Origin of the sequence: Paenibacillus camerounensis, assembly GCF_000723885.1 — a bacterium.
GTDB classification, from domain to species: Bacteria; Bacillota; Bacilli; order Paenibacillales; family Paenibacillaceae; genus Paenibacillus_AQ; species Paenibacillus_AQ camerounensis.
Genome location: NZ_CCDG010000057.1, coordinates 41,483 through 55,674 on the forward strand (window position 1 = coordinate 41,483; position 14,192 = coordinate 55,674).

Annotated in this window: 9 protein-coding genes; 8 read left to right on the forward strand and 1 reads right to left on the reverse strand. The window is 51.7% G+C overall.

Going from position 1 to position 14,192, the window contains the following annotated elements:
- Positions 1-71: 71 nt before the first annotated feature.
- From BN3772_RS21000 to pulA, 8 genes are all read left to right on the forward strand, one after another.
- Positions 72-782, forward strand: a complete 711-nt coding sequence (locus BN3772_RS21000) for an ABC transporter ATP-binding protein (protein WP_042174616.1) — start codon at positions 72-74, stop codon at positions 780-782.
- A complete protein-coding gene (locus BN3772_RS21005; protein ID WP_042201985.1) occupies positions 775-2,391 on the forward strand; it encodes a hypothetical protein in 1,617 nt (538 codons plus the stop codon). Before BN3772_RS21000 ends, BN3772_RS21005 begins: the two co-directional genes overlap by 8 nt.
- A 132-nt stretch (positions 2,392-2,523) precedes the next feature.
- Entirely contained in the window at positions 2,524-3,399 is an 876-nt protein-coding gene (gene glcT / locus BN3772_RS21010; RefSeq protein WP_042201986.1) for a glucose PTS transporter transcription antiterminator GlcT, read from the forward strand.
- 285 nt (positions 3,400-3,684) lie between these two features.
- Positions 3,685-5,751 (forward strand): glucose-specific PTS transporter subunit IIBC, encoded by a 2,067-nt coding sequence (ptsG, locus tag BN3772_RS21015; protein ID WP_042201987.1) that lies wholly within the window; start codon positions 3,685-3,687, stop codon positions 5,749-5,751.
- Between the two features lie 109 nt (positions 5,752-5,860).
- Entirely contained in the window at positions 5,861-6,136 is a 276-nt protein-coding gene (locus BN3772_RS21020; protein ID WP_042201989.1) for an HPr family phosphocarrier protein, read from the forward strand.
- A complete protein-coding gene (ptsP, locus tag BN3772_RS21025; RefSeq protein WP_042174627.1) occupies positions 6,129-7,841 on the forward strand; it encodes a phosphoenolpyruvate--protein phosphotransferase in 1,713 nt (570 codons plus the stop codon). Before BN3772_RS21020 ends, ptsP begins: the two co-directional genes overlap by 8 nt.
- Before the next feature lie 199 nt (positions 7,842-8,040).
- Positions 8,041-9,243 carry an MFS transporter gene (locus BN3772_RS21030; protein WP_042201990.1) on the forward strand — a complete coding sequence of 401 codons (1,203 nt, stop codon included), beginning with the start codon at positions 8,041-8,043 and terminating at the stop codon, positions 9,241-9,243.
- Positions 9,244-9,678: 435 nt separating this feature from the next.
- Entirely contained in the window at positions 9,679-12,075 is a 2,397-nt protein-coding gene (gene pulA / locus BN3772_RS21035) for a type I pullulanase (RefSeq protein ID WP_042201991.1), read from the forward strand.
- Positions 12,076-12,165: 90 nt separating this feature from the next.
- Here pulA and BN3772_RS21040 read toward each other — a convergent pair whose 3' ends face one another.
- The gene (locus BN3772_RS21040) at positions 12,166-13,764 is read right to left on the reverse strand and encodes a sensor domain-containing diguanylate cyclase (RefSeq protein ID WP_157643634.1); all 1,599 of its coding nucleotides are present in this window, start codon (positions 13,762-13,764) and stop codon (positions 12,166-12,168) included.
- Positions 13,765-14,192: the final 428 nt, after the last annotated feature.

A 14,192-nucleotide genomic window follows, 5' to 3' on the forward strand; every position in this document is an offset into this window, starting at 1 on the left:
GGCAGACGTGCTGATTTTTTTGTACCTTGACCGGAAGCATTTTGACAGTATATGGACTGGGGGAGAATGGATTGGAGCTCGTACTGGACAATATCAGAAAAAATTATAATGATAAACAGGTGCTGAAGGGCGTCGATTTTACTTTTGAAAAAGGGAAAATATACGGCCTGCTGGGCCGTAACGGAGCAGGCAAGACCTCGCTCTTCAATTGCCTGAGCGGGGAGACCCCGATGGACAGCGGAGGCGCGTTCCTGCGGCGTAATGAGATAAGCCTGCCGCTCAGCGAGAGTGAGATCGGCTATGTGTTCTCGCTGCCGATTCTGCCGGAGTTTCTGACCGGCTATGAGTTCGTGAAGTTCTATATGGACATCAACCGTGACAAGATCCAGACCGGGCGGACGATTGAGGACTACTTTAATATCATCTCCTTTGAGGAAGAAGACCGCCACCGGCTGATTAAAGGCTATTCCCACGGCATGAAGAACAAAATTCAGATGCTCTGCTTCATCATTACCAGGCCGCCGCTTATTCTGCTGGACGAGCCGTTAACCTCATTCGATGTCGTTGTGGCGCTTGAGATCAAGAAGCTGCTGCGGGAGATGAAGCAGGACCATATCATTATTTTTTCAACCCATATCCTGCAGCTTGCCGCGGATCTGTGCGATGAACTGGTTATTCTGAATAACGGTGTGCTGCAGGAAATTCCTGCTGATCTCCTGCGCAGCCCGGAATTCGAGGAGAAGGTTATTTCACTGCTGAGGGATGGCAACGGTCATGCTTAGGACGCTGAACACCGTTATGGAAGTCCGCGGCGTATCCGGAGCTAACCGGCTGATCTATTATTTCCGGGGCATCCCGGTACTGGGTAAGACGATGAAGGACAGTGTATATTCCAATTGGGCCCTTAAAAAGACCTTTACGGTCATTGCGCTCATCCTTAGGATTTTGTTCGCGTTCTCAACCCGGTTCGCCTACCTTGGGCTAATCATATATCTGCCGGTCTTAATGACTGCAGGTGATCTTCCGCTGACGCAGCAATATGATCTGTATCTTCACATTCTGGTGCTGCTGAGCTTCGCAGTCAGTGCTGTATCCAATGCAATCATTCTCGAATCCAAGCGCGACAAATATATCTGTGTCAAGCTGATGCGCATGCCGGCTGATAAATATATGCATGCGACCTTAAGCCTTAAGGGAATCAGCTTTTTTGTTTATTTTGTGCCGGCGATGATGGTGTTTGCAGGTTTGTTTGGGGCTCCGCTATGGCACGGTATCCTGCTGGCACTGCTGCTGACACTCTGGCGTACAGCCGCGGAAGCACTGCATCTGCTTGTCTTTGACCGTAAAGGGATCGTAGTGGTCAAACAAAATGCGCTGGTCTGGTCAGTTATCGGTATCGGATATGCGCTTGCGTTCCTGCCGCTCTATACGGGCAGTGCATGGCTGGATATGGACACCGTGCTGATTAGTCTGCCTGCGGTTCTGGCTGTGCTGCTGCCGGGTATCATTGCAGTTATCTATATAGCCAGGTACCCGCGATTCCGTAATGCGGTCGATGCCGTAACCAAGATTGATGATCCGCTGCTTGATATGAGCCGGATGATGAAGGAAGCCAACCGGAAGCAGGTGGAGACCAAGGAGCAGGATATCTCCGCTGAGCAGCTGCAGCCCGGGCAGTTCACCGGGAAGAATGGCTATGCTTATCTGAATGCGATTTTCTTCAGCCGGCACAGGAGGCTGCTGGTTCAGCCAATCCAGCGGCGGCTTATGATCATTGCCGGATTATCTGCTGCAGGACTGCTGCTGCAGCTTACGGCGCCTGAACTGTTCGCGCAGCTGATCCGTTATTTAATAGGCGGGCTACCGGTGTTTGTCATTGTTATGAATTTTACCTCCATCGGGGAACTGGTCTGCAAGGCGATGTTCTTTAACTGTGACCTTAGCCTGCTGCGTTACGGATTTTACCGCGAGCGGGCGGCTATTTTAAGCAATTTCCGTATCCGTCTGCTGCGCCTTAGCGGTCTTAATCTGATTCCGGCTGCAGCGATCTGCCTGGCGCTGAATCTGCTGATATTCCTGTCCGGTGAAGGCTGGAGTGCGGCTGAGGCCCTTATCTTCAGCGGAACAGTGCTGGGGCTGTCACTGTTTTTCTCAGTGCATCACCTGTTCATGTATTATATTTTCCAGCCGTACAGCACTGAGCTGAATATGCGGAATCCGTTTTTCACCATCGTAAACAGCATTATTACGGGTGTAGCGGTGATTGCGCTGCAATTCAAGGGGGCACCCGGGCAGTTTGCGCTGTTTGTCCTTCTGGCAGCTGCAGCATATACGCTTATCGCCCTGGTTCTGGTCTACCGGTATTCCCACAGAACCTTCCGGGTCAAATAAACCCTACAGTACACGCCCTTCTTTTAACCTCAAGTTGATGTTATGATGGTAGCTCTAGTATAATTACCATGCTGCTATGATAAACTGGCTGCTTTGAAGAAACAGGTATTCAGATTAAAAGAGGTGTCGGAATTGGGCAGCATAACTGTAGCCAAGGTACTTAATAACAATGTCATTATTGCCCAGCATCCCCAATACGCCGAGGTAGTCGTAATCGGCAAAGGGATCGGGTATAACCGTAAAAGCCGTGACCAAATTACACTGTCCTCCGTTGAGAAGATGTTTATTCTGCGCAATCAGGAGGAGCAGGAACAATATAAGCAGCTCGTTCCGCAGGTGGATGAGAAGCTCATAGAAGTGGTTCAGGAAATCGTCCTGCATATTATGCAGAGCAGCAACCAGCCGCTTAATGAGCATATCCACATTGCTTTAACCGATCATATTTCCTTTGCCATCCGGCGCAGCGAGCAAAATATTGCCATTCATAACCCTTTTCTGTATGAGACAAAAGAGATCTATCCCGAGGAATACCGGTTTGCGGAATATGCGGTCAGACGGATTAATGAGACGATGGCAGTGACGCTGCCGCCTGATGAGATCGGTTTCGTAGCGCTGCATATTGTCAGTGCGCTCAGCAACAGGCACATCTCTGAGGTCAGGGAGCATTCCCTGCTGATCGGGGATTTGGTAGCAATTGTTGAGGATAATCTGGACTACCGGATTCCCCGGGATTCTCTTGATTATTCGCGGCTTGTGACACATCTGCGCTTCGTGTTGGAAAGGCTGCGGCGCGGGGAAACCGTGCGGGAGACATCCTCGCTGGATGATCTAATGAAACGGGAATATCCGGAGATGTATTCGCTGTCCTGGAAGCTGACCAAGATAATTGAGCAGAGGGTCCGCATTCCGGTGTATCCGGCTGAGGTGAGCTATCTGACGATCCATCTGCAGCGTCTTGCCCAGAAAAAAGAGGATGAGGCGGATATGGAGCAGGAGCAGGGGCTCTGATTCTGCAGTTTTATTTGTAGTCATGCATAAAACTCCGTCAATACAAATTGTTGCTTGCTTTCTTTTATCATCGGTGCTACAATGATCCCTGTTATGAAAGACCAACAAAATACCAACGTGTAACTGATACGATCAGGCATGAGTGATTTGCAGTATTTTTGGTTGTAATCCCCTAACTCGGGGTAGTCTAACTTTAGTGTTGGATTGACAACCAGTATGCTGTATTACTCATGCCTTTTTTGGCGTTTTGTTCGGGGAAAATTATGATTAAGGAAGTGGCCCCTAATGTTTAAAAAGTTGTTCGGCGTATTGCAGAGGGTCGGTAAAGCGCTCATGCTTCCGGTAGCGATTCTGCCTGCGGCGGGTCTCTTGCTTGGAATCGGCAACATGCTGGTCAATCCTGACTTCCTGCAATATGTTCCTGCGCTTGAAAATGATGTAGTTCAAGCAATAGCCAATGTATTGATGAACTCGGGACAAATAGTATTTAATAACCTGTCGCTGCTCTTTGCAGTCGGTGTAGCCATTGGGCTGGCCGGCGGGGAAGGGGTAGCGGGGCTTGCAGCTATCATCGGATTCCTGGTCATGAACGTGACTATGGGTACCGTGCTAGGCATCAACGAATGGGTGCTCAGCAAACAGGATTTTGCTTATGCAAGTGTCCTGGGAATACCAACCCTGCAGACCGGGGTGTTCGGCGGTATACTCGTCGGGATACTGGCGGCATCCATGTATCAGCGGTTCTTCCGTATAGAACTCCCGTCCTATCTTGGATTCTTTGCCGGTAAGCGGTTTGTACCGATCATGACGGCTGTCACTTCTCTGATTCTCGGTCTCGCACTGACGATCATCTGGCCGCCGATCCAGCACGGGCTGAACTATGTATCGCAGAGTATGATTAATACGAACCTGACGCTATCGGCCTTTATTTTCGGGACGATCGAGCGCTCCCTGATTCCGTTCGGCCTGCATCACATTTTCTACTCGCCGTTCTGGTACGAGTTCGGAAGCTACGTCAGCACAACCACTGGTGAGCTGGTTCGCGGAGACCAGCGGATCTTCATGCAGCAGCTGCGCGACGGGGTGGAATTTACGGCCGGAACATTTACAACCGGTAAATATCCGTTTATGATGTTTGGATTGCCTGCGGCGGCGCTCGCGATCTATCATGAAGCACGGCCCGAGAACAAAAAGATTGTAGGAAGCCTAATGGTTTCCGCTGCGCTCACTTCGTTCCTGACAGGGATTACTGAGCCGCTGGAGTTCTCGTTCCTGTTTGTTGCACCGCTATTGTTCGCAGTACATGCAGTATTTGCAGGCCTCTCCTTCATGACAATGCAAATCCTGCATGTCAAAATTGGAATGACTTTCTCCGGCGGCTTCATCGACTATGTGCTGTTTGGTATTATTCCGAACCGTACGGCCTGGTGGCTGGTTATTCCGGTAGGTCTGGTGATGGCTGCTATCTACTACTTCGGATTCCGTTTTGTAATCCGCAAGTTTAACCTGAAAACTCCGGGCCGTGAGGATGCATCGGACGATGAGGAGGATGCAGGTGCAGGTGCACAAGCTGTTTCGACAGCGGGTGACGATCTGCCGCGCAACATTCTGTCAGCCCTGGGCGGCAGAGAAAACATCACTCATCTGGATGCATGTATTACGCGTCTGCGGGTCGAGGTTAAAGATAAAGCGGGCGTGGATAAGAACCGCCTGAAGAAGCTGGGTGCTTCCGGGGTGCTCGAAGTCGGAAACAACGTTCAGGCAATCTTTGGTACACGTTCCGATACTATCAAGTCACAGATTCAGGATGTCATGAACGGCAGAACGCCTGCAGCTGCACCGGTTGCCCCGCAGCCTGAGCTTGAGAAGCAGGCAGGGGAGGACGGAGCCGCAATTGTTCCTGAAGATATCGTGTCACCGGTCAACGGTGAACTGCTTGATATCACGCAGGTGCCTGATGCGGTCTTCTCGCAGAAGATGACGGGCGACGGCTTTGCCTTCCTGTCAGCTGACGGAAAGATTGCCTCGCCGGTCTACGGTAAAGTATTCAATGTATTCCCGAGCAAGCATGCCATCGGCATTATGTCCGACGGCGGCAAGGAAGTGCTTGTCCATATCGGGGTAAATACAGTGAAGCTGAAGGGGCAGGGCTTTACGGTTCTTGTTGAAGAAGGCGACCTGGTAGCAGCCGGACAGCCGATTATGGAAGTGAATCTGGAGTATGTCAAGGCGAATGCGCCTTCTGTCATTTCACCGGTCATCTTCTCCAATCTGCCGGAGGGCGCAGCTGTAACCCTAAAGAAACCGGGCAAGGTATCAATAGGCGACAAGGACATCATCACTATCCAGTAAAATGTGCAAAGGCGCAGCGCATCCATTATACTTTAGTGGAGGCGCTGCCCTCACATATATATGAGCAACACTCAACCATACCAAATAACAGAAAGCGAGTTGGATTATTATGCAAAAAACTTTCAAAATTGTTGACGAAGACGGTATTCACGCACGTCCAGCAACTGCACTGGTAAATACAGCTACTAAATTCAAAGGTACCGAAGCATTTGCAGAAGCTAAAGGCAAAAAAGTAACCCTGAAATCCATTCTGGGCGTATTGTCCCTGGGTCTGGAAGCAGGCGACACATTGACCCTGATCACTGAAGGCGCAGAAGAGGCTGAAGCACTGAGCGCACTGCAGGATGTAATGGTCAAAGAAGGGCTGGGAGAAATTAATGAGTAAAATTTCAGGAATCGCGGCTTCAGCAGGTATTGCCGTAGCCCGTGCATTTATCCTGGAACATCCGGATTATACTATTACCAAGACTGCAGTAAGCGACGTGGAAGCTGAGCTGGTCAAGTTGCAGGACGCCCTGGATAAGTCCAAGGGTGAACTGCAGGCCATCAAGGAGCGCACGCTTGCTGAGCTGGGCGAAAAGAAAGCTGAGATTTTCGAATCCCACCTGCTGATTCTTGAAGATCCTGAGCTGATTAGCCCGGTAATGGATAAAATCCGTGAAGAAGCGGTTAATGCAGACTATGCTCTTAATGAAGTTGCGTCACAGTTTGTTTCGATGTTCGAGAATATGAAGAGCGCCTACCTGCAGGAACGTGCTGCCGATATGCGCGATGTAACCAAGCGCGTACTTAATCACCTGCTGGGCATTCACTACATCAGCCCTGCTGAGATCAGTGAAGAGGTTATCGTTATTGCACAGGATCTGACACCTTCGGATACTGCGCAGCTTAACCGTAACTTCGTTAAAGGCTTCACCACCAATATCGGCGGACGTACGTCACACTCGGCAATTATGGCCCGTTCCCTGGAAATTCCGGCGGTTGTCGGCACCAAAAATGTGCTGTCCCTGGTAAAAGCAGGCGATTTGGTTATCGTTGACGGTTTGAGCGGCGATGTGCTGATCAATCCTAGCGAGGCTGAGGTGGCTGAGTACAAAACGAAGCAGGAAGCTTACGATCTGCAAATCGCCGAGTGGAAAAAGCTCCGTGATGAAGCGACCGTATCTGCTGACGGCAAGCATGTCGAGCTGGCTGCTAACATTGGTACGCCAAATGACGTTACGGGTGTTATTGAGAACGGCGGCGAAGGCGTAGGCCTGTACCGTACGGAATTCCTTTATATGGGCCGCGACAAGCTGCCTTCTGAAGAAGTACAGTACAATGCGTACCGCACCGTGCTTGAGAACATGAAAGGCAAGCCGGTTGTTGTCCGTACACTGGATATCGGCGGGGACAAGGAGCTTCCATACCTGGAGCTGCCTAAGGAAATGAATCCGTTCCTCGGATTCCGTGCGATCCGTCTTTGTCTGGACCGTCAGGATATCTTCCGTACCCAGCTGCGTGCCCTGCTCAGAGCAAGTGCCCACGGCGACCTGCGGATCATGTTCCCGATGATCGCTACACTTGGTGAATTCCGTGCAGCCCGTGACCTCCTGCTTGAGGAGAAAGCGAAGCTGCGTGAAGAAGGCAAGGAAGTGTCCGATAATATCCAGCTGGGTATTATGGTTGAGATTCCTTCAACTGCGGTACTGGCTGACCAGTTCGCGAAGGAAGTTGATTTCTTCAGTATCGGAACAAATGACCTTATTCAATATACAATGGCTGCCGACCGCATGAATGAGCAGGTATCCTACCTGTATCAGCCATACAATCCGGCAATTCTGCGTCTGGTCAAAATTGTGATCGACGCGGCACACGCTGAAGGCAAATGGACAGGTATGTGCGGTGAAATGGCCGGTGACTCCACCGCGATTCCGCTTCTGCTCGGCCTGGGTCTTGATGAATTCAGCATGAGCGCCACTTCCATCCTGCCGGCACGCAGCCAGATTTCCAAGCTGTCTGCTGCAGAAATGAAGGAAATGGCTGCCAAAGCGCTGCAGCTCGGTACTGCCGAGGAAGTAGCTGCACTTGTGCAGAGCAGCGTGAAGTAATTCTTTTTAAGCAAACTCCGTTTTGGCAAGTTCACTTTTCCAACTACTTTATGCCGGTCTCCTGACAAGGGGGCCGGTTTTTTTATTCCGCAAGCCCGGAACAGCAGAAGCCTGCCGCTTTTCTTATACTTAAGGCACATTTACGAGAAAAGGCGGATATAGTGTGCGAAAATTACAGGCTTCTGGGGTGTACCTTTTAATGATGTTCATGGCGGCGTTTGCAGGCAGTACGATATTCACCACCTACAGTATTTACTATGTGACTGAGCTTGGGCTCCGGCCGCTTGAGCTGCTGCTGATTGGGACGGTGTTAGAAATTACTGTGCTTGTCTTTGAGGGGATTACCGGTGCTGTTGCTGATCTGTACAGCCGCAGACTGTCGGTCATTATCGGGTTGACAGTCATGGGCTGCGGTTTTCTGCTGGAAGGGTGCATTATCTGGTTTGCCGGCCAGGGATCTCCTGTACCGGCAGTGGTATGGGTTATGGCTGCCCAGCTGCTGTTCGGCCTCGGCTGGACCTTTGTCAGCGGTGCCGATACAGCCTGGATCATGGATGAGCTGGGTGAGGAGAAAGCCGGGACGATCTTCATGAAGGCGGAAAAAGCTTCCCTCGCCGCATCCCTGCTCGGCGCCGGAACTAGTGTGGGCTTATCGCTTGCAGCTCCGAATCTGCCCTTAATTGCCGGAGGTGCAATGTATCTGATTCTGGGGGCCGGCCTAGTCTTCCTGATGAAGGAAACAGGATTTGTGCGGCAGGAACGGCCAGCCGGCTCTCCGCTCAAGGCTTGGGCGTGTACCTGGCGCAGCGGGGCCGGCATAATTGCCGGGAGCCCGCTGCTGCTTATGCTGGCTGTCGTCAGCCTGTTCGGCGGAGCGGCTTCAGAAGGATATGACCGGCTATGGCAGATTCATTTAATAGAAGGAATCGGTTTTCCGGACAGCGCTCTCTCGATGGCAGTATGGTTCGGCATCATCAGCGTCCTTTCTACACTGCTGGCAATACCAGCTGTACATCTGGCTGAACGCAGAATAAATATGCAGAAGGAGAAGCTGCTCACCGCAGTCCTGCTGGTGTTGATATTAGTCAGAATCGGGGCTATTCTTCTGCTTGCACTCGCCCCCGGCTTCTACACGGCCCTGGCGGCTGTGCTGCTGCTGGCAGCTGCAGGTGCTGTAAGCGGGCCGGTGCATAAGACCTGGCTCAATATGCGTCTTGAGAGCAGTACCCGGGCGACGGTGCTCTCCATGGTCAGCCAGGCGGATGCCCTTGGACAGACTGCGGGCGGTCCGGCAGTCGGATACATAGGCAGCCGGTTTTCTGTCCGTGCCTCCCTGCTGGCAGCTGCTCTGCTGCTGCTTCCGGTTGCCGGCTTATTCGGCAGACTGCTGCGCAAACAGTAGAAAGGCTGGCTGGTCCAAATAAAAAGGAAAACCCCCGAAATCCCGCTCTGCCGGGTTCGGGGGTTTTCAGCGTGGAGCTGGCTCATGCGGTTACAGCAATTGGCAGTGGCGCTCTGCCGGATTACACTCTATACTTCCGGTAAAGCAGGCGCTTTCTTATTTTCACTTAAAGGATTGACTGAAAATGTCGATATATGTAATGTAGAATGCAGAATAGGCTGCTGGACCCAAACCTGTGAACATAGTGTTACATATACTATTTTGAGCCAAGTTATTAGCTTGAACTCAGAGTACGGGCTTCCGCTACACACCGCTTGCAACTCCGTGCAAGTATGTTTTATGAATGATGTGTTAATAGATTTAATAACTGGAATGAAGCAAGGTGATCCGTTCACTGGTTGTAATCCATAGTGAGCAGCAGGATGGTGATATTGAATGAACAGTAATTATATGAATGCAGAGACCGTACTTGAAACCTATGAAGGCAATGATCTTGGCCTGACCTATACCGCAGCGCGCAGCCAGTTTAAGGTGTGGGCGCCGACAGCTTTTACCTTATCACTCGTCCTGTATGAGACTGGAGGGAGCGAAGCCGGGTCTTCGCTGATTTTCGGCAGGGACAGCGGACGGATTGTGCCGATGCAGCGCGGGGAAGGCGGCATCTGGCAGGTAGAGGTACCCGGGGATTTAAAGGGAAAATTCTATATGTACCGCACGATTTTTGAGAACGGAACGATTAATGAAGCTGCAGATCCATATGCAGCGGCTGTTTCGGCCAACGGTGTACGGTCAGCTGTTGTAGACCTGCGGGAGACTGATCCTGCAGGCTGGCAAGGTGACAAGGCGCCGCGGCTCGCGCATCCGGCTGATGCTGTTATCTATGAGCTGCATGTACGTGATTTCTCGGCGCACGAAAGCTCTGGAATGGTGCATAAGGGCAAGTTCAAGGCTTTTACCGAAACGGGTCTGAGGGACGCAGCCGGTAACGCGCTGGGCATTGATCATCTGGCTGAGCTGGGCATCACGCATGTGCATCTGCTGCCGGTATTTGATTATCAGACAGTCGATGAGCTGAACGGGGCCGGAGCCGGACCGCGGCCGGATTATTACACAGAATACAACTGGGGCTATGACCCTCAGCATTACAATGTTCCGGAAGGCTCTTACAGTACCAATCCTTCAGTGCCTGGCACGCGCATCCGTGAGTTCAAGGAGATGGTGCAGGCGCTGCACAGCAAAGGGATCGCTGTAATAATGGATGTGGTCTATAACCACACCTATGCGTATGAAAAGGGTCCTTTCGAACCGCTGGTGCCTGATTATTTCTACCGCCGGGACTATCTGGGCCGGTTATCGAACGGCTCCGGTGTCGGCAATGAGCTGGCGACGGAGCGGCCGATGGTCCGCAAATTCATCAAAGATTCGCTTGCTTACTGGGCTTCCGAATATCACATTGACGGCTTCCGCTTTGATCTGATGGGACTGATGGACAGCGTGACAATCCGTGAGATTACCGAAGAATTGCGGCTTAACATTAATCCGGAGCTGCTGATTTACGGGGAGCCCTGGACGGGCGGAGATTCGCCGCTGGCTGCGAAGACCCTCAAAGGCGTACAGCGCGGCAAAGGCTATGCGGTATTTAACGATAACTTCCGCTCAGCAATCAAGGGAGACAGCGACGGCTGGGGCAGAGGTTTCGTTACCGGTGAATATGGCAAGGAAGGAGCCGTGGCAGCGGGAATTAAGGGAGCAATCCATGATTTCACTGATTCTCCGGTAGAGACGGTCAATTATGTAACTGCACATGATAACCTCAATCTGTGGGATAAGATACTTGCCTCACAAGGGCTTAGACAGGCGGCCAATCTGCCTGAGCTGGAGAACGGCAGGCTGTTGCGGGGCGGAGATCTGGAGGCGGCTGTTCAGGCGGCCGATCCGTACTTCGCCGTCTCTCCGGATAATATTCTGGGTAATGAAACGGTGCGCCGTTCCCTGCTGGCGAACGGCCTGATACTGACCTCACAGGGCATACCGTTCATTCAGGCCGGGGATGAAATGCTGCGCAGCAAATACGGTGATCATAACAGCTACCGGAGCCCGGATGTTATTAATGCGGTGCGCTGGGGCCTTAAGCAGAGCTTTATGCCGGTCTTCCAATATTATAAAGGCCTGATTGAGCTTCGCCGGCAGCATCCCGCCTTCCGCCTGCACGGGCGTCAGGAAATTGAGCGTTCCCTGGAATTTCTCCGCTGTGACGGCGGTGTTGTGGCCTATATGCTGAAGGATCATGCAGGCGGTGATGTCTGGAACAACATTATTGTTATCTTCAATGCCAACACAGAGAAGGTCGTGCAGCAGCTTCCGCATACCGCCGGAGGCTGGAACATTGTTGCCGATCATAGCTATGCCGGAACCGAAGCCTTCCGGATTTCCGGTGAGCAAGAGGTTGAGGTAGAAGGCTTGTCGATGATGGTGCTGTATGACAGCCATGGTGAGCCTGCGCCGCACTCCAAAATCATTGAAGTCCATTATGACCGCCCTGACGGCGATTACCGGGGCTGGAATCTCTGGATCTGGGGTACAGGTATTCAGGACGGGCAATGCGATTTCAAATATATGGAGAACGGGCGGGCTGTAGCAATTATTGAAGCCGAGATCGGTGCACAATCTGTCGGCTACATTCTGAGGCTGAATGACTGGGAAGAGAAGGCGACGGACGGGGACCGGTTTATTGACTGCTCAGGCAGCGGGCAGCGGATTAAAGTGCTGGTGCGCGAACGCAAACAGAATGGAACGGGGCATGGTGATGATCCGCTGACACTGTCCTGTTAACGGATTTTGATAGATAGCTGATACTCGACATAAAGGCGCCCCTGCCGTTTTACGGCTTCAGGGGCGCCTTTATGTATAAAAACTAGGCTGCTATTTGGTATTCCGGTCTGAATACTCTTCGTCTGCCAGCTCGTTGTACAGGCTCGCCTCGTTCCCTCCGTGATTCTTGGAGCGGTACATCGCCAGGTCGGCTGCGCGGAGCAGCTCATTGATACTGGAGCCGTGCTGCGGATACAGGGCTACCCCGATACTGGCTGAAGTATGAAAGCTGGACCCGTTACTCACAGACCAGGTTTTGTTGAACAGCTGCAGCAGCCGCTGGAGGATCTCATCCAGCATTTCCGGGCTGGTGAACCGGTGCAGCACTACGGCGAATTCATCGCCGCCGATACGGAAGGCCTGGCCGGTACCCTTGACGGTCTGCTGCAGCTCACGGGACAGCAGCTGCAGAAACTCATCGCCGGCGAGGTGGCCGAGGGTATCGTTCAGCTGTTTGAACCGGTCGCAGTCAAGCAGCGCCAGTGCGATTTCCTGTCTGCGCTCTTCCGGCTGGGTAATCAGGTTCTCCATATACATTTTAAAATGCGCCCGGTTCGGGATTGCTGTCAGATGATCATAGAAGGCGAGCCTATGCAGCCGCTCCTCATGCTGCTTGCGCTGCGTAATCTCCCGGGAAACCAGCATGAATTGTACCGGAAGATCCTTCCTGCCGCTGATTGGCGATACCTTTGTTTCGAGCCATACCCAATGCCCTTCCGCAGAACGCATACGCAGCTCGGAGATCCGGGAGGTACCCTGTACAGCGCTCTTCAGCTTCGCCCAGGAAATTTCTGCTTCACGGATATAGTTGGTAAGGGGGGAGCCCTTCTCCGGAATATAACCGAGCACGCCGGCATGTGAAGGGGAGGCATACAGAATCAGGCCGTTTGGATCGGTCAAAATAATAAAGTCCGACATCGTTTCGCCAATAAGCTGGTGCAGCGATTTTTCCTCCATCATCTCATTCTGCAGTGAAATCAGCCTGCGGCAGAGGTAGATGATGACCAGAATCAGCAGGAACAGGAACAGGGAGTATACGCCAAAAACAGCGCTCTTCTTCTCCCGGAATTCAAGGGTAATCTGCTGGGCGTAGTTGTCGATCAGACTCTCTGCCTCATCCAGACTGCTGCGTGTCTCCATCAGCTGGGTATTAATAAGGGAAGGGGAATAATTGACCGGACTCCAGTCGCTTTGAACCCGCCGGGCGATGAGGTCGCGGCCTGCTTCCTTCCACGTTTCAAATGAGCTGTCAAAGCCGGCAAGCTTACTCCTCAGATCACTCAGCAGCAGCTCGCTCTGCTTCATTCCGCTGTATGGATTGTCCAGATTGTTGATATTATAGCTGGCCATAGTCAGGCGCTGCTTGATCTCGGAGTTGTTATCTTCAAAGCTCTGGGCAAAAAGGCCAAGCTGTTCGCTTGTGATGCCGGAATTCATGGCTGCATGCAGGGAGACAGCACCCTGATACAGATCGCGGTCAGCATTCAGGATCAGCTCTGAATTCTGGTACACGTCGCTATAGAGGGAATCTGAAAGCCTGTTCATTGTGTTGTTTAAATAGAGCAGGGAAGCGGTGCTGATCAATACCAGAAGCACTGAGAAAGCGGCGAATACAATAATCAATTTGCGTGTGTTTTTATTTTTGGACAAGACTGCCACAGTCATCCTCTCCCCGCATCAAACTTTAGAAAATTCATTGCTGTGTGCAAGAAACATGCGGTGCTGATCGCCTGCGGCTCTAAGCCGGACAGGGACTGGAGGAGGGGTCAAAAAGTTACAGGAAAGCTCAGCTTCCGTACGATTAACAATTCTTCTCAGCAGTCAGGGATATCCCCGAATTAGCAATAAAACGGGCAGGAGGGCTTCCGTCAGCGTATGTATCATGCTTGTATAAAGAAATTTTACTACAAACTCTAAAATTATGTATTGGACCCTACAGACTATTTGTATTCCAGCCCTTGAAACCTATTACCCAACTTTTATATAAACGATACTCCTCCCGGCATATAAAATAACTACACATAACAGCGCCTTTACAGGGATGCGGACTCAGGTGCTTTGATCGGACACCTGAAAAG

Coding starts and splice junctions, on each gene's coding strand:
- BN3772_RS21005 (WP_042201985.1), top strand. CDS start 775: ATGCTTAGGACGCTGAACACCGTTATGGAAGTCCGCGGCGTATCCGGA.
- pulA (WP_042201991.1), top strand. CDS start 9,679: ATGAACAGTAATTATATGAATGCAGAGACCGTACTTGAAACCTATGAA.
- BN3772_RS21020 (WP_042201989.1), top strand. CDS start 5,861: ATGCAAAAAACTTTCAAAATTGTTGACGAAGACGGTATTCACGCACGT.
- ptsP (WP_042174627.1), top strand. CDS start 6,129: ATGAGTAAAATTTCAGGAATCGCGGCTTCAGCAGGTATTGCCGTAGCC.
- ptsG (WP_042201987.1), top strand. CDS start 3,685: ATGTTTAAAAAGTTGTTCGGCGTATTGCAGAGGGTCGGTAAAGCGCTC.
- BN3772_RS21030 (WP_042201990.1), top strand. CDS start 8,041: ATGATGTTCATGGCGGCGTTTGCAGGCAGTACGATATTCACCACCTAC.